At 68.9% G+C, this 21,800-nt stretch carries 22 protein-coding genes; 5 read left to right on the plus strand and 17 right to left on the minus strand.

Annotated features, from left to right (window positions below; genetic code table 11):
* Positions 1–38 precede the first annotated feature (38 nt).
* Positions 39–1,388, plus strand: a complete 1,350-nt coding sequence (locus STRNI_RS11650; RefSeq protein WP_277411212.1) for an SPDY domain-containing protein — start codon at positions 39–41, stop codon at positions 1,386–1,388.
* 60 nt (positions 1,389–1,448) lie between these two features.
* On the opposite strand, the gene STRNI_RS11655 is transcribed toward STRNI_RS11650, so the two are convergent.
* From STRNI_RS11655 to amcB, 7 genes are all read right to left on the minus strand, one after another.
* Positions 1,449–1,850, minus strand: a complete 402-nt coding sequence (locus STRNI_RS11655) for a hypothetical protein (RefSeq protein WP_277411213.1) — start codon at positions 1,848–1,850, stop codon at positions 1,449–1,451.
* 330 nt (positions 1,851–2,180) lie between these two features.
* Entirely contained in the window at positions 2,181–2,411 is a 231-nt protein-coding gene (locus STRNI_RS11660) for a hypothetical protein (RefSeq protein WP_277411214.1), read from the minus strand.
* A gap of 15 nt (positions 2,412–2,426) precedes the next feature.
* Positions 2,427–2,936, minus strand: a complete 510-nt coding sequence (locus tag STRNI_RS11665; RefSeq protein WP_277411215.1) for a hypothetical protein — start codon at positions 2,934–2,936, stop codon at positions 2,427–2,429.
* A 44-nt stretch (positions 2,937–2,980) separates the two neighbouring features.
* Positions 2,981–3,706: a hypothetical protein gene (locus STRNI_RS11670; RefSeq protein ID WP_277411216.1), complete on the minus strand. Its 726-nt coding sequence runs from the start codon at positions 3,704–3,706 to the stop codon at positions 2,981–2,983.
* Positions 3,707–3,734: 28 nt separating this feature from the next.
* A complete protein-coding gene (locus STRNI_RS11675; protein ID WP_277411217.1) occupies positions 3,735–4,421 on the minus strand; it encodes a pentapeptide repeat-containing protein in 687 nt (228 codons plus the stop codon).
* 74 nt (positions 4,422–4,495) lie between these two features.
* Positions 4,496–4,687 carry a multiple cyclophane-containing RiPP AmcA gene (gene amcA / locus STRNI_RS11680; protein ID WP_277411218.1) on the minus strand — a complete coding sequence of 64 codons (192 nt, stop codon included), beginning with the start codon at positions 4,685–4,687 and terminating at the stop codon, positions 4,496–4,498.
* Entirely contained in the window at positions 4,684–5,835 is a 1,152-nt protein-coding gene (gene amcB, locus STRNI_RS11685; protein WP_277411219.1) for a cyclophane-forming radical SAM peptide maturase AmcB, read from the minus strand. Before amcB ends, amcA begins: the two co-directional genes overlap by 4 nt.
* A gap of 216 nt (positions 5,836–6,051) precedes the next feature.
* Between amcB and STRNI_RS11690 the strand changes: the two genes are divergently transcribed.
* Positions 6,052–6,570 (plus strand): NUDIX hydrolase, encoded by a 519-nt coding sequence (locus STRNI_RS11690; RefSeq protein WP_277411220.1) that lies wholly within the window; start codon positions 6,052–6,054, stop codon positions 6,568–6,570.
* Between the two features lie 11 nt (positions 6,571–6,581).
* On the opposite strand, the gene STRNI_RS11695 is transcribed toward STRNI_RS11690, so the two are convergent.
* From STRNI_RS11695 to STRNI_RS11705, 3 genes are all read right to left on the minus strand, one after another.
* Positions 6,582–8,036, minus strand: a complete 1,455-nt coding sequence (locus STRNI_RS11695; RefSeq protein ID WP_277411221.1) for a prenyltransferase/squalene oxidase repeat-containing protein — start codon at positions 8,034–8,036, stop codon at positions 6,582–6,584.
* A 448-nt stretch (positions 8,037–8,484) separates the two neighbouring features.
* Positions 8,485–9,072 (minus strand): hypothetical protein, encoded by a 588-nt coding sequence (locus STRNI_RS11700; protein ID WP_277411222.1) that lies wholly within the window; start codon positions 9,070–9,072, stop codon positions 8,485–8,487.
* Between the two features lie 247 nt (positions 9,073–9,319).
* Positions 9,320–9,937, minus strand: a complete 618-nt coding sequence (locus STRNI_RS11705; protein WP_277411223.1) for a hypothetical protein — start codon at positions 9,935–9,937, stop codon at positions 9,320–9,322.
* A 1,061-nt stretch (positions 9,938–10,998) separates the two neighbouring features.
* Here STRNI_RS11705 and galE point away from each other — a divergent pair.
* Entirely contained in the window at positions 10,999–11,994 is a 996-nt protein-coding gene (galE, locus tag STRNI_RS11710) for a UDP-glucose 4-epimerase GalE (protein ID WP_277411224.1), read from the plus strand.
* A gap of 12 nt (positions 11,995–12,006) precedes the next feature.
* On the opposite strand, the gene STRNI_RS11715 is transcribed toward galE, so the two are convergent.
* From STRNI_RS11715 to STRNI_RS11740, 6 genes are all read right to left on the minus strand, one after another.
* Positions 12,007–12,711, minus strand: a complete 705-nt coding sequence (locus tag STRNI_RS11715) for an alpha/beta hydrolase (RefSeq protein ID WP_277411225.1) — start codon at positions 12,709–12,711, stop codon at positions 12,007–12,009.
* Between the two features lie 73 nt (positions 12,712–12,784).
* Positions 12,785–13,600, minus strand: coding sequence for a sugar phosphate nucleotidyltransferase (locus STRNI_RS11720; RefSeq protein WP_277411226.1), 816 nt, complete (start codon positions 13,598–13,600; stop codon positions 12,785–12,787).
* Complete coding sequence (locus tag STRNI_RS11725; RefSeq protein WP_277411227.1) at positions 13,597–14,670, minus strand: DUF2332 domain-containing protein; 1,074 nt, start codon at positions 14,668–14,670, stop codon at positions 13,597–13,599. Before STRNI_RS11725 ends, STRNI_RS11720 begins: the two co-directional genes overlap by 4 nt.
* A 10-nt stretch (positions 14,671–14,680) precedes the next feature.
* Positions 14,681–15,346, minus strand: a complete 666-nt coding sequence (locus STRNI_RS11730; protein WP_277411228.1) for an RraA family protein — start codon at positions 15,344–15,346, stop codon at positions 14,681–14,683.
* A gap of 15 nt (positions 15,347–15,361) precedes the next feature.
* The gene (locus STRNI_RS11735; protein ID WP_277411229.1) at positions 15,362–16,582 is read right to left on the minus strand and encodes an SIS domain-containing protein; all 1,221 of its coding nucleotides are present in this window, start codon (positions 16,580–16,582) and stop codon (positions 15,362–15,364) included.
* A complete protein-coding gene (locus STRNI_RS11740) occupies positions 16,566–17,495 on the minus strand; it encodes a dTDP-4-dehydrorhamnose reductase family protein (RefSeq protein ID WP_277411230.1) in 930 nt (309 codons plus the stop codon). Before STRNI_RS11740 ends, STRNI_RS11735 begins: the two co-directional genes overlap by 17 nt.
* Before the next feature lie 581 nt (positions 17,496–18,076).
* On the opposite strand from STRNI_RS11740, the gene STRNI_RS11745 reads away from it, so the two are divergent.
* Positions 18,077–19,042 (plus strand): NsdA family TPR-like regulatory protein, encoded by a 966-nt coding sequence (locus tag STRNI_RS11745; RefSeq protein ID WP_277411231.1) that lies wholly within the window; start codon positions 18,077–18,079, stop codon positions 19,040–19,042.
* Positions 19,043–19,081: 39 nt separating this feature from the next.
* Here STRNI_RS11745 and STRNI_RS11750 read toward each other — a convergent pair whose 3' ends face one another.
* The gene (locus STRNI_RS11750; RefSeq protein ID WP_277411232.1) at positions 19,082–20,119 is read right to left on the minus strand and encodes an HAD family hydrolase; all 1,038 of its coding nucleotides are present in this window, start codon (positions 20,117–20,119) and stop codon (positions 19,082–19,084) included.
* A gap of 231 nt (positions 20,120–20,350) precedes the next feature.
* Here STRNI_RS11750 and STRNI_RS11755 point away from each other — a divergent pair, with 231 nt between their 5' ends.
* A complete protein-coding gene (locus STRNI_RS11755) occupies positions 20,351–21,796 on the plus strand; it encodes a helix-turn-helix transcriptional regulator (RefSeq protein ID WP_277411233.1) in 1,446 nt (481 codons plus the stop codon).
* Positions 21,797–21,800 lie beyond the last annotated feature (4 nt).

A 21,800-nucleotide genomic window follows, 5' to 3' on the forward strand; every position in this document is an offset into this window, starting at 1 on the left:
CCCCCTTGGCCCGGACCCCGGCAGAAAGAGCACTCTTAGTGACACCCCCCTCCATCGACGCCCATGTCCGCCTCGACACCCACCCCACGCACCCCAGCGCTGTGATTGCCACTCTTACCGGCACCCAGGCCCACATCCCCCACGTGGGCCTGGAGGCCGCCGACTGGCACGTCGTCGCCAAGAACACCCTGGTCCTGGCCCGCATCGACCACGAGGAGCCCTACTGGGCCGAGGACGCCGCCCGGGAGCTGATCGCCGAGGGGATCGCCGTCGAGATCACACCCCGGCTCCGGGAAGCGATCGACGAGGAATGGACGTGGGCCGACTACCCGATGCCCTGGTGCACCCGCACCGAGATCCGGGAGGTCTCCGCCGAGGCCCAGAAGATCTTTGACGACATCCGTCACGGCCACCTCCTCATCCACGCCCACGCCCACGATGGCCACACCACCGTCGCGGTCGGGACCTACCTCAACACCGGCAAGAGCGTCTACCTGCACGGCCAGGACCACCTGCGGCAGGTCGCCGACACCTTCGACTCACCCGCCCAGGCTCTGGTGTCCTTCGAGCGGGTCCACGGCGACACCGTGCGCCCGGGGCCTGCACCGATGACCGACACCGAGCGCGCCGCTGCCGAAGCCCGGACCTCCCTCATCACACCGCCCGCCGAGCCGGAGACCGTACCCGCCTACGCCGCCGATCCCGGCAACCACGACGACCTCCTCGACGAATTCCTCGACGCACACGGCGACTGGTCGAAGTGGCGCACCTGGTCCGACGACACCACCCACGCCATCCACGAATCCCAGACCCTGCGCATCGAGCGCATCCACGACGCCCCCGCCCACGAGACCGCCTGGACCATAGCCGCCTACGAGACGCCCGTCTCAGACCGCACATGGCACCTCACCGCGACCAGCACAACCCCCGCCCCCGTGCTCCAAGAACTACTGCACCACCTCGCCGACGGTGACGGACTGGACACCGCCGTCAGCGGCGCCATGGACGAGAAGTCCGTCACCGCCGCCACCAAGCCGCTCCTTGAGGCAGGCTGGACGCACACAGTCGACGGACGCTGGATCCGCTGGACGAACCCGTCAAAGGACGCGGGGGTTCTATTCGACGCCTTCGCTGCCCAGAAGCCGAACAGCGCCCTCACCACCTGGACCATCTGGGCCGGCCCAAGCGTCGACCATCCCACCTGGGCGCTGCACACCTCACCACACGCGCCGGCTTCAATGCTCGCCGGCCTGGCCACAGAACTTGCACACGGCACCGGCACCCGACGCCCACTACATCCCGGCACGACCCAGCGTTGCACGCGCACCCCGGTAGCCACCACACCACCGGTCCGGTCAAGCCTGCCCGTCCAGACCCGAAAGAGGTGAACCCCCGGTTAGAAGTGTCGGCGAGCCACCCGGTGGGACGGGTGAGAAGGTACCCGGGGATCAGTCGTTGGCCCTCTGGACTCCGTGCCCCAAAGCCAAGGTGATCTCCGTATGCCGGGCCCGGATCGAGAGCGGCAGGCCCGCAGCCTTCCGGGCCCTGCGATAGGTCAGCGCCCACCCCATCTCATGCCGCAGCGTGCCGTCGGCCGCGCGCTCGACCCACCACCACAGCCAACCGAAAGGGTGCGACCGGCCCTCGGCGAAAGGGGCCGTGAAGGCATACGTCGGCTGGCCGCTCGTAGCCGTCAATGTCGTGGCCATTTGCGGGACGTTGCTCAGCTTGATCAGATCCTGCCGAGTGTCCGCCCGCGCCATCCGCGCCGCCGCACGGTATGCAGCGGCCACAAAGCAGCCGACAGCAACCACTACGAGAGCAACAAGCAGCAGCCACCCTCTGCTCATCGCGCGCCCCCTATCGCCGGATCGCGAAGCGGTACGACTCGGTCGTGGCGGCCAGGCTGTCCAGCAGTGCTCGTCCTACCGCTTGTCTATCGGAGCCCCGCAGAAGCCACAACGCGGGCCGATCACCAGCCACGATCCTGGTGGGACAGCTTGTGGTGCCACCCGCGGCGGCAACAAGCGACGCAGTCAACCGGGCACTCCAGGATGCACGATGACCTACTCCGGAAAGGCCCGCTCGTACCGACGCCCCGGTCGGCAGCGGCTCGAACCGTAGGCAGGCGACGCCTCGCCCACCAGCCCGAGCCGGGACCTTGCCCTCGTCAGGGCTGGTCAGCGACCCAAGGGGACCTCCGCTACCGGCTCCCACGACATGCGCCATCCACCGAGTTTTTCGTCGAACGTCCACGCCACGTCCAGCAGGTGTACCCGGTCGACGTACAGGGTGGCCCGGCGCGGCGTCACCAGGAGACGCAGATCCGTGTTGAGCGGATCGGACGACGCGGAGCCGTATAACGGTAGCGTCGGATATTGGATCTCTCGGAATGCCCGGAGTTTTGCCATAGTTCGTCCTTCCAGTCATCCGTGCTTGCCGAGTGTCGGCAGTCCGCCCGAGACCGTGCGGACACTACGTCCGCGCCGACTCGCCCGCTTGGCCATCAGCAGTTGGCGGGCCATCGCGCTCCACTGCGCTGCCTCGTCTTGGTTCCCTGCGGCTCTCTGCTCCCGGCCGGCCGCGAGCATGGCTGCTCGGGTCTTCCCGTACAGCGACTCTGCTATCGAGGACACGGCTCCGCTGATCCGGACCGCACCTTCCAAACCTCGCTGACAGAGCACCAGACGGTGGTCCGCACCGTCCTCCGTCAGGCGCGCGGCGTACAGGCCGGCACGGCTACTGCCGAGCGAGATCTTCCCGAGCTGTATCAGGAGCTCCGGGGTACACGGCAGCAGGACTTGATCCGCCGTGGCGCCGCGTGCGGGTGCCAGCGACACGAGGTTGAGACGCTCGCCGTCCCATCGAACCCACATGGCGAGCGTGGGCCAGGCGATGGCAGGGCCGAGGGCGGGGTGGGGCTCCGTCGCGTCCATGCTCGGGTCTCCCGGTCCTTGAGCTCGGTTTCGTGGCTGATCTGTCATGACGCGTTTGGCGGCTGGCCGAGCCAGAAGGCGGCAACGGAGGGCTGGTCGATTCCGGCGGTCGAGCCGTCGTGAGCAAGGAACTCGGTCGGAGCGATGTAGCCGTCGCCCGGATCGAGGCGGATGCGCAGGCAGCGCAACGGGTGTCCTGTGGCGACGTACCGGCGGATGTCCTCGGTGTGTGGGTGGTGCCGGTCCGGGTCGGCGTGGAGCGTGCGGCAGATCTGCTGGATGTCGTGGTCACCGATGAGCAGGTATCGCGGGCCGGGGCCGAGATTGAGGCAGAGCCGTCTGCGGCCCTGGTGGCGTCTGGGGTACGGCAGCCGGTCGAAGTTGTCGACGTGCAGGCCGATGCGTCGGCCGGTGGCGGAGTCTTCGGTGGTGGTGGCCCAGTTGCCGGGGCTGGCCGCGCAGCCCAGGAGTTCGGTGGGCCAGCGACCGTTGAGGGGGTCGAGGCGGGCGGCGCCTTCGAGGCGGCCCGCCAGGTCGTCGGAGGCGAGGTCCGGCAGCGGTCGGCGTACGAGCTCGATTCGGATGCTGTCCGGCGTCGAGTCGTCGGCCTGGTGCCGCTCGGCCTCCTCGGCGGTGAGGGGTACCCAGTCGTCGCTGGGGACGATGGCGCCGTGGTCGTAGCCGGGCTCGCTGCCGGTCTGCCGGACCGGTGCGGTGTCGCACCGGCCGCGTATGTCGTCGTACGTGTCGAATACGAGTCGCGGGCCCATGGCCGTCCTCCCGAGGGCAGGTGCGGGGCTACTTGTCGTCGAGGGCTTCACCGAAGGTGACGTCCAGCTCGGCGGCGAGTGCCTCGGCTAGCTGGAGTGTCTGGGCGTGGTCAATGACGACCTGCTTGAGCGAGGCCAGGCCGCGCAGCTGGGAGAGGTCGTTACCCCGGAGGTCCAGGCCGCGGTACTTCCCGCCGTCGAACTCGGTCAGCCGTAGATCGCAGTCATCGATCAGGGCGGCGCCGAGGTCAGCGGCGGTGAAGGTGGTCTCGCGCAGCGAACACTTGGCGAAGATCACGGGCCCGGCGGCCCGGACGCGGGTGAGGGTGCTGTAGTCGAGCTTGCAGTTCTCGAACAGGACGTTGTCGAGCGTGACGTCTTCGAGTGCGGCGCCCATGAGCTTGCAGTCACGGAAGACGGCTCGGGAGATCTTGCTGTCGGTCCACTGCAGGGAGGACAGGTCGCAGCCGGTGAACTCAAGGGAGTCGACGCGGAGCTTCTCCAGGCGGGTGCGCTGGGCCTTGAGGCCGGTGATCCGTCCGTCCATCAGGTGGGTGTCGGCCAGGTCGAGGTCCCGCAGGTCGGCGTCGGCGTAGTGGAACTCCTCCACCCGGCCACGGCCGCCCTCCAGTGAGGTGATGTTGGAGAGGTAGAGGCCCGGCTCGTTCAGGGCAGGGAGCGTGACGCTCGTACGGCGGATCGTGCGGGTGTCCATCAACAGCCTTTCAGCGCAGTGGCTCGGTCGCCGGCGCTGCTGGCACGCCCGGGGCGTGCCAGCAGCGGCGCGGCCTACTTCTTCTTGTTCCAGTTGTCCCAGGTCGGGCGGTTGTCGAAGGGGGCCGGGGTCTTCGCCCAGTTGTCCCACGTGGGCCGGTTGTCCCACGTCGCTTCAACGATCACCGGGGTCGGGACGTCGTGCGTGGCTGTCAACTCCATCACGACGGGGGTGTCGGATGTGGCGAGTCGGTCCAGGATCTTCATGCAACAGCCTCCTTGGTTGCGAGCGTGGACAGGGCCGTGACCAGGGCCTGCCGGGAGACCCGGCAGTAGTTGGTCTCGGTGGTCGTGAGGTCGCCGTTCTCGAAGTAGCGGTTGGCGGCCTGGGCGCCGCGGCAGAAGTCGAAGAACTCGCATTCGGCCTGGCAGCGGTCCAGGCCGGTGAGAAAGTCGCGTACGTAGCGCAGCCGGTGGGCATCACGGAGGATCTCGGGCAGGGAGCGGTCGAGGATGTTGCCGGCCACGAAGTCGCCGTACTCGGGCGCCGCCGTGTCCGCGAGTTCCGGGGAGAGCAGAACCACGTCGCCCTTCCAGGAGACGGTGGGGATCGGGTCGAGGCGGCGCCCGTCCCATTCAGCTCTCTGGCCGGAACGGATCAGCTGAAGATACTCGGCGAGGCGTTCGACTTCCCGGACCCCCGGGCCGCCAGGGTGCTCGCGGGTCCAGGTGAGGGTGCGGCGCCAGAACTCCTCGGCCTGGACCGCGGTGGGCGGCTGCCGGTCGGTGTTGACCCCTTCGATCTCCTCGATGTTGAAGCCCACCGAATGGCCGCCCAGCGAGGTCAAGAACTCCAGCAGCTCCTCCGGCATCGCGATGCCCAGGGTGCCGACCACCGAGATTACGGAGAACGGGATGCCGTGCTCGCGCAGATACGAGATGCCGCGCAGGATCCGGTCGAATGCGGGCTTGCCTCGCAGGTCGACGCGCTCGGCATTCAAGGCGGCCGGGCCATCGATGCTCACCCCGACGCGGACGTCGTACGCGGCCAGCAGGTCGCACCACGTCTCGGTGATCAACGTGGCGTTGGTCTGCACATAGTGGTGGACTCGGCCCGCCCGCCGCAGGGCCTCGAACGGCGCGAGCAGGGCGGCGAACTTCTGCTGGCCCACGGCGAGCGGCTCCCCGCCGTGCCAGACGATGCCGATCGGATGGCCGCTGTCGTCGAACTGGGCCACCGCCTGCGCCAGAGCCTCGGCCACCTCCAGGGGCATCTGGTGCTTGACCTTACGAAAGGGCAGGTAGCAGTACCGGCAGTCCAGATTGCACCAGGTCGTGGGCTGCACCACAACGGTCTGCGGAGCCGCGAACCGCTGCTGGTACCGGGCACGCCACGGGGACGGGCGAGAGCGCATCGGGGGTCCTCTCCTCAACGGACAGAGGGCATCGCCGGCCGCGAGCGGGAGCCGCGGGCCGGGGATACGACCACGATCCGTCCCGCCGTGACGTGTACGCGATGACATCGCGCTGTCATTGCCGATGACATGTCATCGGTGCGGCGCTGACACTGCGCTGAAGTGGCTTCACCTGCACGGGAGTTCGAGTGGTTCCCTGTGGGCTATCGTGGCGGGGTGCCTCGCTCGATTCTGATCCACGACGGCCAGACCGCCCGCGATATCGGTCTGGTGTACTGCTGCTCGGGCTACCTCGTCGAGCGTGGCAAAGTGCTGCTTGTGCACCACAACCGCTTCGACAAATGGGTTCCGCCGGGCGGTCATATCGAGCCCGGGGAGTCCTTCGCGGGCACGGCGGTGCGCGAGTTCAAGGAGGAGACGGGGCTGCTGGTGGAGGCGATCTCCAGCCAGCCGGCCATCCACCCGGCCGACCACAACGCCACTCCTGAACCCGTGCCGTTCTATGTGGACATCGAGCGCGAAGGCTTTCCGACGCCGGCGCTGGTCCAGTTCTTCTACGTCCAGCGGCAGCCGGGCACCCGGGAACAGGCTGTGGAGGCGCAGCTCGAAGAGGTGCACGGGGCCGCCTGGTTCGGCCTGGAGGACCTCGACACCCTCAAGACCTTCGACCAGGTCCGTTCCCTGGCGCGGTTCGCCCTGCTGAACTACCCGGTGGCCGGGGAGCGCGCCACGTAGTAGGCGGCGGCCTACCGCCCTGCGAGGCGATACCCGCTGGCCCCGTCCACCGTGCTGGCCAGCAGGAGCCGGGCCGGGGCACCGCCGAAGGCCGCAGAAACGGCCTGGTTGAGGCGCTGAACGTACTTGGGCACCGAGGACGGAGCGACGTAGAGCGTCGCCGCGATCCGCTCGGTCGACAGACCGGCCTCGGGGGCGTCGTACACGACCTTCACCACGTCGAACAGGCGCTCCGACAGCTCACACGCCACGCTTCCTTCGCTGTCGCATGCCCCGAGGAGGACGGTCCGGCCCGGACCGAGTGCGACATGGGCGATGACCATCTCGGCCGACGCCTCGCTGACGTCCTCGGAGGTGCTGTCGGCAAGGTTCATTCGGGCCAGACGCTTCATCGCTTCCTCGTAGGCCGACACCGTGTAGTACGCGGCCCGGATGGTGGCGCGCTTGCCCGAGGCGCCCGGCTCGTTCCACAGCCCGGCCTCCGGGTCCCACAGGTCGTTCATTAACTTCCACGCCTTGGCGAGGCGGGGATCGCGCGGGCTCGCGCCGGCCCGGATGGCGGCCTGGGTGCACAGCGCGTACGCCATGTGCTCCCAGGCCGTGCCTTGTACGTCCTTGTCGTCCTCGACGAACGTCTCCCACCGGTGGTGGTTGTGCAGCAGCCACTGGCCGGCCTCGACGACTACTTCGGACAGCCGCTTCTGCTGCACTGGGCCGTGCACCCCGCCCGCCTCCCTCGGGACGTCCCGGTAGGCGGGTTCGCCGCCGGGCCCGGTTCCGGCATAGACGGCCGACAGCGCGAGCAGGCACAGCGCGGTCTTGCTCGGGCTCGGGTCGGTGTCGATGTAGGTACGCCACCCCCATGCCCCGCTGGGGCGCCGGTGGTAGAGCAGGCCGTGCACTCCGTGGTCGATCAGCGGTTCGACGCGCTCCAGCAGGCTGTTGGTCTCCACCCCGCCGGGTAAGAGGAGTCCGGGGCCGAAGTCGTGGAGGGCATCTCTGAGCTCGGCGAGCCGGTGCACCACCAGGGCGGTCTGGTGCAGCGAGGTGTCGTCGAGTCCGAGGACTTCGGGCCAGCCGTGGTCGACCTGGTGGTCCTCCAGCCAGCCGACGCACCAGGCCGCGGTCTCCGCGACGCCGTTGTGGTGGAAGAAGCGAGGGTGGGACAGCAGGCCGGCCAAGCCGAAGGCGATGAACCGGGTGTGCTCACCACGACCGCCTTTGGGCCGGGGCCGTGAGTGCTCCGGGATGGCGCCGGTGAGGAAGTCGAGCCCCTGGCGAACCGGCTGTCCGGCGATGCCGGCGGCCCGCAGAATCGGCAGGACCTCGCTGGTGTTGACGATCGACGAGACCGAGGTCAGGGTGAGGCCCCACCCGCCGTCGTACCCCTGGTTGTGCAGCAGGGTCCGGGCAGCCTCGCCCGCTCTGGTCTCGAACGCCGCGAGCCCCACGTGCGCACTCTTCATGATTCGCCTCCGCCACCGAACGACCCGGACCGCCGGTCGGACCGTACCCAACTCGCCTAGTCCCGACGCGCGTTCAGGGTTGAGACGCTACGGTGCGTGGTCATGAAGCCGTTCGTGTTCCAGCATGCCCAGGACGTGTGGCCAGAGGGCGAGACCCTGCTCCACGTGTATCTCACCCCACACGATCAGGACCAAGAGCTGGAGGCGCTCGTCGCCCGGTGTAGGTCCGCAATCTGAATGTCCCGTTCCGCCGTGACGACCTGGGCTCCATGCGCCGTCTCATTCGAGGGACACGGCACTTCTGTCTCACGACCTTGTCCTTTGCGCTGCCCGGCTCGTTACAAGGACGTGCTGTATCCAGTGTTCGTTGCAAGGGACATGCGGCGTCCGATGCTGGATGTCAACGGCCATGCGCCACGGTGTTCCGGGGGACCGCGCGGCGGTTCATTCAGTGCAGGTCGCCCAACGGGTCGATGCGCTGGTTCGGCCCGCTGGGTGGCGGGGATGGCCATGTGGTGCGATAGGGCTGTTCCAGACGGACGCGGTGACGCTGTCCGCTCGTCCCGGAAATGTCCAGTGCGAGCGGAGGCGGGGGGAGATCACGGTATTTCGCGCTGCCGTCCAGAAGGCGCATGGCCTGTTCGGTCCACCAATCGGCCCAGCCCATCAGTGCGGAGGGATACAGCGCCACTGGCCCCGGGGCGGGGTCCTCGGCGGTCATGATGACCGTGAAGCCTGTTTGGTCGGACCAGCGTCCCGTCCGCATGCTGACCAGGCACGTGCGCGGGTCTACGATCACGCCGACCATCCGGGAGCTGTAGTGGATGGACATCTCGCGATCCAGGACTCGCGACGGCTCGTCTTTGTCCGCCCGGGTGACAATGATGTCCGAACCGAACGCCGCCCGTGCCCACTCTATGTACTGGAATTGCAGACGCCAGTTCTTGTGAGACAGGGATGCCATGGCCTCTGTCTCCCTTCTTGATGGGCATGCCGCCACTTGGTGCGTCACGTAGTGGTAGGTGAGCGCGGTCATGCGTTCACCTCGGCGTGGAATCGGGTGATTGGTGAGCCGGACCCGTACGGGGAGGTCCGGTCGGCCAGTGCCCACTGGGACAGCGACGACGAGGCCCACGGGTATCGCAAGTCCTGGGTAACGCTCGGCCAGCTGGTCTTGCGCCACGTCCATCCTGTCCTCCGCTCGGTCTGGTCGGTTGCCACAGCCGTCAGGGTCTGCGGACGCCGTCGCTCTAGCTGCACTGTCGCATGAGGTTGGTGACGTCTTAGCCATAGATCTCGACGTCCTCGGAGCGAGACGAACCCCCGAAAACGATCGCCTCCTGCACCCTCGCGATCGTGAGGCGGGGGTCCTGGGAGACATGGCTATCCGGGCAGACCACGCGGACGCTCCCAGCTTCGGCGTCGGCCTGGAGCGTCAATCCGGTGCGGGCCTGGCACCGAGTGCAGACGACGGGCAGACGGCTGAGACCGCCGTCGTAGACAACCCAGATCACTCCCGCCGCCCTCAGGAACTGCTGGCGGCTGCGGGCCTCTTCGACGTCCGCCCTGGCCCCGACCGTCTGGGCGCCGGCCAGCGCGGGCACGCGGTCCTTGATGGTCGGGTAGGGCTGCCCCGTCTGGCTGGAGGACCGGGCGTGGTGGGTGATGACCGCGACCGCCGTCTCCCGCGCGAAGTTGAACGTGCGGCTGCCGTACACGGCGAGCAGCTGCTCGCGCCCGGTGGCGCCCAGGGCCTCGTTCGGGCACCTCTGGAGCGCGGACAAAGCGTGGTGCAGCAGGACGCCTCGGACGCTGGCGGACCGGCGCTCATCGGGGCCGGTGAGCGGAAGACCTGCTACCTGGGGTCCTTCCAGGGAGATGCTGGAGGCGAGACCGTACACGGCGGCGCACGATCAGCGTCACCACCCGGAGGCGATCGGCTTCCGGGACGTCCTCCCCTTGCCGCAGGTCCCACAGCGCCAGCTCGTCGGCGGCGGAAAGGCAGTATTCCCACGTGGTTTGGGGAGGGCGCAGGGTGTCGGTCACGGCGCGACCGTATCGGAGAGCCCAGTCCGCCGGTATACGCAGCGTCCGCTGGCACAGAGCCCGCAGGTTGCGTTTCTGGCCGCACCAGAAGGCCAGCGCGACCGTAGAACCAACCATGCGACAGCACAGCGCACTGCCGCTAGGCCGCCCATCATCCCTGCCGTGTCGGAGACGTCGACGAGACCGGGATCCGCATCAGGCTGTCCGCTCTCCACCTCGACCCCCGCGAAGTCCCGGCGCTTTGGGAGGCCCGCCTGCGGGACCTGGGGCACGATCCTGAGGACACAGCCGACCCGCCACGGCTGTGGCGGCGCCTTCTGGATCGACCACCCCGGGCAGAACCGCCTTGCCACTTCCTCGACGCCCCGCGGAGCGGCCTCGCTGTCACCGATGGGATGAGAACCGCCATCAGGTCCCAGTTGCAGCTTCTTTCCCGATTCCTCGGAGGCGGCATAACACCCGACTCCCACGGCCTGACGTGCCCTTTGCCTCGGAGCCAGACGACGGCAGCAGACGGCACAACAAAGATGCTCATACCGCTCAGCGCGCGGGCTCTCGACGGAGAGGCCGCGCGCTGAGCGGTACTGCACCACCGTGACCTCCCGCTCCGGTTCACCCCCGGCAGACGGCGTCTTGGGTGACCATCAACGTCGGGGGTGAAAGGGTCTCCACGCCTCCCCGGACGGGCTCCCCCTACTACACCGGCCTCGGCTTCATCCCGAACCCGCGCCCGCGGTGACATCGAGATGCGAGTAGCGCCGGCACTCAGGCGTAAACGACGGCGGCCGCACGCCAGAAACCGGGGTGCGGGCCGCTTCGACTCCCGCTGGCACCCCCTCCCCCGACCGTTTTCTCCGCTAGCCTTGCTGACGATCGCCCACTGGGTCGGGACCGAGGCCGGGAAGAGAATTACATCGTGTCAGTCCTTATCGCCGGGGGAGCCGGCTACATCGGGAGCACCGTCGCGTCGGCCTGTCTGGATCGGGGCATCACCCCGGTTCTCCTCGACAACCTCGCCCGAGGCCGCGCCGAGTTCACTGAAGGGCGGATCTTCTACGAGGGCGACATCTCGGATGGTGCCCTGATCGACCGGATCCTCTCGGAGCACCCGGACATCTCTACTGTGGTGCACTGCGCGGCACTGATCGTGGTGCCGGAGTCCGTGGCTGACCCGATCGGCTACTACGAGGCGAACGTCAGCAAAAGCCTGGACTTCGTCCGCCATCTCCACCGCAACGGGGTTGGCCGCCTGATCTTCAGCAGTTCGGCCTCCATCTACCAGGCCGAGGACGGCTCCCCCGTCACTGAGGACTCGCCGCTGGCGCCGCAGAGCCCCTACGCGCGGACCAAGGCGGTGTGCGAGGAGATGTTCGCCGACATCGCCGCGGCCGGGAAGATGAGGGTGCTGTCGCTGAGGTACTTCAACCCGGTCGGCTCCGATCCCCTGCTGCGCACCGGTCTTCAGCTCAAGCGGCCCAGCCATGCCCTGGGGAAGCTGATCCAGGCCCACCAGGAGGGCACGCCATTCCCGGTCACCGGCGTGAACTACCCGACCCGCGACGGGACGGGCATCCGTGACTACGTGCACGTATCGGACCTCGCCGCGGCCCATATCGCAGCGATCGATGGCTTCGACTCCATCCTGACCGAGTCGAAGCCATCGATCGCTATCAATCTGGGCACCGGCTCCGGCACCACCGTCCGGGAGCTGTGCGCGGCATTCAACCGCGTCGTGAGCACTCCCCTGGCCACGGTCGACACCGACCCACGCCCCGGTGACGTTGCCGGTGGGTACACCCTGAGCGACCGGGCCGCGACGTTGCTGGGGTGGACGCCGAAGCTGTCCCTGGAGGAGGGCATCCGGTCCGCCCTGGACTGGATCCCGGTGCGCGACGAGATGCTGAAGGACTGAGCCCCCTCCCCGTCACCCCTGCGGAGGGTCCTGGCCTTCGCCTTGGTGGACGTGGGCTTCGAGGGCGAGCAGGTGTCGCATGGCCGGAGCGAGCCATGCGGCATCCCAGCGGTGGTCTGCCGGAGCATCCCGATAGGCGTGGTGGGGGATCTTGAGGGCTTCGAGGAGCTGGCGGCCGGCGATCCAGTCGGCCTCCAGCGTGCCGACGCCCCCCAGCGCGATGCGGCAGGCTCCGCGTAGGGCTTGCGCGTGGCGGCGCAGGTTCTGCCGTACGTCGTACTCGTCGAGCCGTGTCGTGCTGCCGGCGACGTCGATGAGTTGCGGGTGGGGCGGCCGGTCGCTGAGAAGCGAGGGGTCCCAGACGCTGGCGACGGCGAAGAGGTCGGGGTGCCGTGTCAGCAGGTTGAGGGCTGCGAAGGCTCCTTTGCTGAATCCCAGCAGGTGTACCGGTGGTCCGGTCTTTTCGCCGAGGACGGCGAGGACGGTCGGCACGACCACGCGGACCAGGTGGTCCTCCTGTCGGCTGTCGGGTCGGGTCTGGTGGTTGACCAGCCAGGGTGAGGCGCTGAAGGTCGGCGCGGCGAAGACGGTTCCGTCGAGGAGGTCCGCGGGGAGCCGTCCGATCTCGGTGAGGCTGTGGCCGTACTTGTGCCCGTCGCCCTGCTCGACGGGCAGGGCGAGCACGACCCTGCGCACGGGCTGCTTGGGAAGGACCACGGTGACCTGGGTGCCGGGCCTCTGAAAGGGGCTCTCCAGGGGAATCGTGATGGCCGTGGGGCGGGCGGTGTCGTCAGCGAGAAGCGCCCTGTTGTGTCGGGGCGTGGGGCGTTGATGCACGGAGGGTGGCGACGGCATCTGCGTAAGTCTCCCAGTTATCGCAGTTGAACCGGAATTCGGTCGGAAGAAGCGGCACAGCCCGGAGTTCGTTGCCGGCGCTAATCCAGCGCCGCACCGCGTCGATGAGGTACAGCTCGCCGTTGGAGCGAGGCGGGCATTCGCGGAGCGCCTCGAAGACGAAGGCCCCGAGGACCCAGCGGGCGGCGCAGGCGTGCACCCACCGCGCACCAGTGTGGTCCAGGAGGTCCTTGCCGAAGGCGACGTCGTACGGCCCGGTACCCGTGATGGGCGGGGCCGCCGCGCCCAGGAGAGTCTCGTGCGGGGGCACGTTGTCCGCGAGGAACAGGCGGGTCAGTACGGAGCATTCCGCCGAGCCACTGCGGACGAGGCGCCGTAGCGGTTCCTGGCCATCGGCGGCACCGCGGATCAGGTTGTCCCCGAAGGCGAGAACGAACGGCTGGCCCTGCGTCCATGTCTCAGCGTGGAGAACCGGTGCGCCAGGGCCGGCGCCGTCGTCTTGGATACGGTAGGAGAAGTCCATTCCGTACGCCGCGCCGCTGCCGAAGTACGAAGCGATCTGGCTCTTTCGTGAGGAGATCACGAAGAGGACGTCTGAGATTCCGGCCGCTCGGAGTTCGCCGACGAGGTGCTCCAGGATCGGCGTCCGTCCGACGGGCAGCATCTCCTTGGGGAAAATGCGGGTGATCGGGGCCATCTTGGTCCCCGCCCCGCCAGCGGCCACGACCGCCCTGGTGATCGTGCGCGTCACGGGTTGCTCGCTCCCTTCAGGTGCTCGGCCGGCTTGGCCAGCCAGTCGAGCCAGGTTCCGTAGACATCGCAGTAGGCGACGACGTCCGAACGGCTCACGCCGCTCTCGTGGCGGGCCATGATCATGTGGGGAGTGTCGTGGCCGAAGTGGCCGATGGAGATCTCGTGGAGCGGGCGTTGCCGGCTCAGCTCGGCGAGGGTGTCGACGAGGCGTTCCCGGCCGCCGGGCGAGCCGAAGATCTGGTAGATCGACCACGAGAAGACGAAACAGAGGTGCTGGTCAGCCGGGGCGGTGGCGACCACGTCGGCGAGGTGTTCTTCGGCGCGGCCGGCCAGGATCGTCGGCGGGGTCCGCGCTGCCAGCGTCAGGGCGCTGTTGAGGGTGCGCATCCGTGTGGTCTGCTCCGGCCAGGTGAGGCTGACCAGCCACTCGGTCGCCTCGGGGTCGGTGACGTCCACCGGGTTGAGCTCGATCCCGACCGGCCGGGCGAAGCGCGTGACGTCCAGGGACAAAGGCGGTGTTGCGCCCTTGATCTCGCAGGTGAGGACCGTGTCCGGGTCGCTGGCGGGCAGGCTGAGCCTGTGCCCGTCGTAGTCGTAGGTGTAGCGGTCCCAGAGCAGGTTCAGGCCGGCACTGGCGCCCACGTCGACGATCCTGATCGGGCGATCGTCGAGCTGCTGCTGGAGCGCAGCGAAGGCGGGGAGGAGGACAGCACAGCGGTTGACCTCGTTGGTCTGCACGGAGCGGGTCGAGATGGTTCGCGTGATCTGTTCGGCGTGCCGTCGGCAGAAGTCCGCGAGGAGGACGGCGGCGCGGTCCGCTTCCAGGGCTTCGTGGCCGGTGAAGTAGGAGGCCAGCGGGTGCTGCACCCCGCGGCGGAGGATGTGGTGGACGGCCCCGAGCAACATGTTGGGGGCCGGCTGGCCCGGCTTGGTGCCGGCCGCGAGGTCGAGCAGCTCAGGGGTGCGAGCGACCGCCTGGGAGAGCGTCTCGTACAACGGGGACTTACCTGCGGCCTGCTGGGCGGCGAACCGCTCGAAGGTGTCGGCGAGTTGGGCGTGTTCGGTCACGGAGCGCCCCTTAGATGATCTTGTAGCCGGTGTCGGCGAGCTGCTGGACGGCACCGAGGCTCTGGCCGCGGCGGGCCCACCACTTCTCGTCCTCGGCGGTCATTGCGGCCTGGGTCTTGGCGATGACGGCGGCGACCAGGGCGCGGGGGACGATGACGGTGCCGTCCTCGTCGCCGACCACGACGTCCCCGGGGGTGATGCGGACGCCGTCAATGTCCACGGGGACGTTGACCGCGCCGCCCTCTCGGCAGGCCGGGTAGTCGTAGTTGAGTGGGGTGGTGCCGCGCGCGACGGTCGGGAAGGCGATGCGCCGCAGCTCGGCGACGTCGCGGACCATGCCGTCGACCAGGACGCCGGCGATGCCCCGGCTTTGCATGTGCGCGGCGGTCACGCCCCCGAAGCAGGACCGTTCCTTGTTGCCGCCGGCTGCGACCACGACGAGGTCGCCGGGCTGAGCGAGGTCGATCGCCGCGCGGCGCACGGTCACGTCCGGGCCGAGGGCCGTGACGGCGCTGCCGCACAGGACCAGGCCGGGCGTCTGGAGCCTCAGGCAGTAGGAAAGGGCGCCGGTCTTGCCGAGAGCGTCCACGATCGACGCGACCGGGACGCGGGACAGGGCAGTGATCTCGCTTCGGCTGGGGCGGATGATCTCGGTGCGGATCTCGCGTACAGACATGTGTGGACCTTTCGTTCAGAGGGAGTGCGGGGCGTTGGAAAGCTGGCGCAGCGGCGCCAGGTCCTGCGCCATGAGGTCGTGAAGCGACAGCCCGTTGGCCGGGCCGCCGGGGTCCGCCGCCAACGTGGCGCGGGTGGTCCGGCAGACCAGATGGGCGATCGACTGCACCAGGGCGGCCTGCGCGAAGTTGTCGACCTGCGGCAGGGTGAGCTGGTGCTGCGCTGCGCCGGGTCGGCCGGGGCCGTCTCGGTGCAGGAGGAAGAGCCGCGTGCCCGCCGCGGCGGCGGCGCTGATGGCCTCCTGGGTTGTCCTGGAGGCTGAGTCGTAGGACAGGAGGAAGACCACGTCCTGCGGGGAGGCGCTGCTCAGCTGGTAGCGCACTCCGTGTGCGGGGTCGGGGTGGTCGTTGTAGATCGCGCTCATGTCGGCGAGCGACGGGTCGGAGACGACGAGCGGGGGTTGCACGCCCTCGACGCCGAGCGGGGCGTCCCAGCTGAGGTTGTGGGCGAAGTGCTCGCCGGCGAGGGCGAGGGGGCCGCCGTCGGGGCACAGCACGTAGATCCGGCGTCTACGGCGGATCGCGTCGGCGACGGCTTCGGTGGCCCCCTCCAAGAAGTCCGCCAGCCGGGCGGTGTCCACGGCGGCCAGGGCGTGCAGGTGCCGCTCCTGGCGGATTGGCAGCGGCTCATCGTGGGGAGCCAGCGCAGCGGCAGCCGTCAGCGTCAGCGCGGTCAGCATCGCGTCCTCGCTGATCTGCTGGTCGGTGGTCCCAGTCGCCCAGACCAAGCCGTTGACCAGCTCCATCTGGGTCCCGTCCCCGCCCACCAGCGCGAGCACCGGCACACGGTTTTGCCCGCAGAGCCGGACGGCTTCGCAGATGTTGGCCGATCGCCCGCTGACGCTGGCGACCACGACCAGGCCCACCTGGTCGATGTCCCTGGCGAGCGACTGGGCGAAGAGCGTGCGGTAGTCCTGCCTCTGAGCGCCGTAGGCCATGGCTGCCGGGCTCATCATCGAGTCACTGACCGGCAGGCCAGCGCGGGCGTGGAGTTGGAGGAGGGTCGAGCGGACGATCGCCGAAGAGCCGCCATTGCCGAAGGCACGGACCTGGGCGCCGCTGTCGGCGGCCTTCCGCAGCAGGGCAACGGCCTCGGCGCCGCGGGTGAGTATGTGGCGGACAGTGGTGCCCACCTCGGTCATGTAGGCGCGGGCGAAGTCCTCATACACAGGGGGCATGGAAGTCCTTGCGTAAGGTCGAAATGGGTTCGGCGGGGAGCAGCCAGGGCTCCACCACGGGCGGGAACTCGGTGGTGAAATGTCGGCGGACCGTGCCGAGGGCCTCGGGCAGGTCCCGGCAGTCGAGGCGGCAGTCGATCGGCCGGTCACCGGACACCGCGTCCGCTTCCCCCGGGCGGATGTGCCCGGCGGGCAGGCCGAAACGGTCCGCGATCAGGACGGCCATCTGGTACTTGGTGAAGCCTTGCTCCGCACTCCAGTGAGCAACGGCTCCCAGGCGCTGCCCCCGCACAAGGGCCCCGGCAAGCCAGCGGCACACCTCGGCGGCCTCGTCCGTGTGCGTCGGGTAGCGCACGCACACGTCATCCAGCTCGACCGGGGCCCTGGCGCCGACCTGGCGGGCGAGCTCGGTCAGGTTCGTCTCGGCGGCGAACTGCGCGGGCCCGTAGAGCACGGGCAGCCGCAGAATCGCCGCGTCAGGGCAGGCAGCGCGCACCGCATGCTCGGCCAGAAGTTTCCACCGGCCATAGGCATTCAGCGGGTTCGGAGGGCTGTCGGGCCGGTAAGGCGCTGCTTTCCCGTCGAAGACGTAGTCGGTTGAGATGTGCAGGAGCCGGGCCCCGCACTGCCGGGTGCTCTGTGCGAGCAGCCGGGCGGCGTCGACGTTTTTGTCCCGGGCCTGATCCGGGGTGGCCGCCCACCTCTGGGGCCGGCGCTCGCCCACGCAGTTGACGACGACGTCCGGCTGGGCCCGGCCGAGCAAGCGGTCGATGTCGTCGGCTGACGTGGCGTCGGCCCTGGCCAGCCCGGGGGCGGTCCGGCTGAAGCCGGTGCCCGTCACGGTCATGTCGTTGAATGCGCGCATCACGCTGCGTCCGAGCAGTCCGGAGGCGCCGAAGATCACTGCTCGCATCACTCACCTCCACACGAAGTTCTGCGATGCGAGACAGCCAAGCGGAGCCGAATCGGTGAGCGCGAGAGGTTGCTGCGGTGTATGAGGTGGATGCACCAACTCGGTTTACGTACACCCAATTTGCCACTTGGTGTATGTACACCAAGTCCTTCGTCCCACCTCCTGTGGGCACCCCTGACAGTGGGGTAATTTCCGGCCCAGGACCCGCCGGACTTGGAGTGCCCATGGAGCCAGCAGCGTTAGACGCCTCGCCGGCCAACGTGCTCGCCGCCCTTCTGGAGCAGTTGGGGATGCGGCCGGAGCACCTCATCGCCCGTATCAATGAACGGCGGGTCCATCGCGGCTGTACGCCCCTCAGCCTGAAGGCGGCCTACCCCTGGCTACGAGAGGTGCCCTCTCGCCCACAGCCCGACAACCAGGCGGACGCCCTGGCCGTGCTCACCGCCAGGGCCGGACGGTGCATCACCGCGTCCGACATCGGATGGGACCTGCCCCGTCCCCGCACTCGTCACAGCCATCTCGACGCACCCGGCGACGCACCCCTGGGGCCTCTGCTCCACGAGATCAGTCAAGGAGACATCATGGACCGCCGAAACCTGCTCCTGCTCACCGGAGCGGCAGCCACTGCGCCCGCTCTCACCCTCCTCCTCGGCCCGACAGAAGAAGCGGCAGCCACCACCGCCGCGCCAGCCACCACGCGCCTGAATGAGAAGCTCGTTTGCTCGATCGAGGGCGCAGTCCGGGACCTCCGGGAGATGGACGACTCCACCGGAAGCGCCAGCGGCGACCTCACCTGGGGCCACGGCATCTGGCAGAGCACTACCCGGGTGGTCGCGCAGGCTCAGGGGCGCGGACCTCTCGTCGAACGGCTCCAGACCGCCTACATCGAGCTGAGCGAGCAGGTCGGCTGGATGTTCTTCGACGCGCGCCGGCACCCTCAGGCACAACGCATCTACCACACGGGAATGCGGCTGGCCCGTGAGACCGCAACCTCGCTGACCACCCGTCACTCGACAGCGAATCTGGTTGCCTCCGCTGCATATCAGGCCGCATGGCTGGGCCACCACAACGATGCCGCCGCCCTCCTCGACATCGCCGCTCGCACACCGGAGCTGCCGTCTGCTGTGGCGGCGGTGATCGCCGAGCGGCGCATCTACGCGGCGGGGCAGCGGCACGATCCTGGCGCGGTCCTGCGGTTCCGTGACGAAGCGCTGCTCGATCTCGGCTCTTCCGACGAGCGCACGCCGTGGTGGGCGACCTGGATAACGCAGGGCTCCGTGGACGCGGCCACCGGCCGGGCCTGGCTTGCCTGCGACCAGCCGTCACGGGCTGTGCCCTTCCTGAACCGCCGCGTCGAGGCGGCTTCGCCCGACTACCCGCGCGATCACCTCCACGCCGTTCTCGATCTGGCTGACACCGTCCATAAGTGCGGCGACAGCGACAAGGCGCGGGAGTTGCTTGGCCAGGCCGAAGGGTTGATCGGCACCGTCAGTTCTCGGCGTATGGCTCATCGGTACGAGGCGCTGTCGGCGGCCGTCTCCGCTTGATCGCGGGAGCGAGCGGCGGGTCCTGGGCCGACTCCGGGCCTACGGCTGGCTGGCGCCTGATGAGGACGTGTACCGACCCGTCCAGATCATGCGAGCATCGAAGGCACCCCAACCCTCTGTCACGGTTCGGCGGAGGCCCTCAAGGGTGTCCGGGCTGGTTCCCAGGTCGGCCGCGAGGGCATGCACGATCTCCAGGACCTCGGCCAGTTGCTCAACGGCGCCCGGGACGCCGGGGTCCGCGGCAAGGAGCGCTGTCACCTCGTCCCGCAACTTCTCCCGCAGTCGCCTGCGGAATTCGCCCGTGTCCGCGTGGTACACCTCCAGCTCGCGCCCCTCAGCCTGATGCACCGCGTCGGGTACCCGGTCTCGGATCAGGCGGGGGCGCTCCCCCAGCACGTGGTCGATGGCCTCGACGACATCGACAGCAATGTGGGTTGGCCAGAACGCGGTCTCCGTCCATGGCCGGCCCCCGGACACCCAGACGCTGTGCAGGCCCAGGTCGACCGCTCCCCGCACGTCTGTGTGCCCGGCGTCCCCGATCACCCAGGTGCTGGCTCGGTCCAGGGCCGGCAGTCCGGCGGTGGCAGCGGCCACGTGGAAGATCTCCGGGTGGGGCTTCCGGGACCCGACCGACTCGGAGATCACCCAGCCGTCCACCAGGCGGTCCAGCCCGGCGGTTCGGATCTTCTCCTCCTGCTGGTCGGCACGCCCATTGGTGACGATCACGCAAGGCACCCCGGCGGCCCTGACGGCGAGCAGCGCGCGGCGGACCGGCTCGTCGAGGGCGACGTGGGCCGCTGGGCCGCGGTGCAAGAACTCTGCGATCGTTTCCGGCGAGACGGCGCCTCCCCAGTGCTCCGTCAGCTCCGCGACGACGACGGGCCGGGGGGTGTGTCCGCTCCGGTCGAGATCCATGATGGCCTCGACGCTCTCGGGAGGCAGGCCGTGCTCTGCAAGGAACACCTGAGCAGCTGACCGGAAGGCGGCGTCCCTGTTGATAAGGGTGTTGTCGAGGTCGACGGCGAGCAGCGAGGCTTTGTCGACAGGCAGCGGAACTGGAACATGCGGCATTGGCATCGGAATCATTTTGGTGAGGTTGACGTCGCGCCACTCAGCGCGAGGGTGGTCACCGCGTCGCCCACGCTGGGCCTCCGATCCTGGTCTGCGCCTGCCCGGAGCCGAGCGAGCCGGGAAGGCAAGTACATCCAACGCCCGGATCCTGGAACCAGGGTTCGAGCGTCATGCGGGGGTCATGCGGCTGTCCGCGTTCCGGCCCCCACGCAGGTCCTCAGATGCTGAGATGGAAGCGTGGACGCGCTCCCCCAACACCCGCTAGCTATCGCTCGGGACCTTCACGGCCTGTCCCAGAGCGGCCTCGCCGAGGAAATAAGGCAGGCGGCGCGCCGCCGCGACCGCAGGGCCGGCACGACCAAGCAGCAGGTGTCGGTCTGGGAGCGCCCCGGGGGCCGTGTGCCCGATGCCTGGTTTCAGCAGCTGATCGCCGACGTCTTCGGCGTCGGCCACGACCGTGTGACCGTACTGGGCTGGCCGTACTGGCTGCCCGGGAACGAGGCGCCTACGGCCCTGGGTTCAGGAACGACGGTCGCCGCACTCAGAGAGGCCCAACGCCGCGCCATGCTCAACCGCCGCACCCTTGTCGGACTCGCACCCGCTGCTCTCGCGGCGCTCGCACAGCAGTGGGCCACCCTCGATCCTGCCCTTGCCTCGTCAGCCGCCGACGGCCGGCCGGTCGCCCCAGAGTTCGTGACCTGGCTGGAGTCCAGCGTTAGGCACCTCACGGGCATGCCCACCGTCGACCGCCAGCACAGCGCCCAGCTCCTGGACAGCTACTACGAGACCGTGGTTGGCCTGCTGGAAAAGTCCCGCTGCGACCAGGTGACCGAAGCCCGCCTGTTCACACTGGCATCCTCCCTTGCACAGACGATCGGGTGGCACCGCTTCGACCACGACCACCACGCCGCCGCCGGCCACTACTGGAGCGCCGCCCTCCACGCCGCCCACCAGGTAGGCGACGCCGACCGCGGAGCAGGCGTCCTTTCTGATTTGGCGTACCAGAACATCTGGCTCGGCCAGGCGGGCACCGCCATCGACGTCCTGGACCATGCTCTGTCCCGCACCCAGGACGCCACCGCCCGCTCCCTGCTCCACCTGCGCAAGGCCCGGGCCTTGGCCATGAACGGGGATGCCCGCGCCTGCCGCCGCGACCTCGACGCCGCAGAACACGCCCTCGACTCCGCCACCACCGCACCCCCCGCATGGTGCTCCTGGATGAGCCCAGCAGACCTCGCCGTCGACTCCGGCCGCTGCCTCATCGACCTCGGAGAAAGCGGCCCCGCCCTGCACCAGATCTCTCAGGGAGTAGCCCTCCTGCCCGACGCCCGGGACAAAACCCGCGCGGTCTTCCTCACCTACGAAGCCGAAAGTCTGCTGCGTCAGGGCGAGATCGACCACAGTGCTTCCATCGCCGGCGAAGCCCTCGTGCTCGCCCAGCGGATCGGCTCCTCCCGCTGCGTCCGCCAGATCAGCGACCTCGCACCTGGCTACGAACCCCACCCGAAAGTGCAGGGTGTTGAGCAGTTCCTCAGCATCGTTCGGGCATGGCACCACCAGGAGGCCCCTCATGGACGACGAGCTAGCGCCAGCACCCACGCCCGGACCGCTGACCGCCGGGCTGCCCACGGCCCGAGCGGCAACGCCCTCAGATGCGGCAGGCATCATCCGGCTACGCTCTGAGTAC

This window comes from Streptomyces nigrescens (assembly GCF_027626975.1).
GTDB classification, from domain to species: Bacteria; Actinomycetota; Actinomycetes; order Streptomycetales; family Streptomycetaceae; genus Streptomyces; species Streptomyces nigrescens.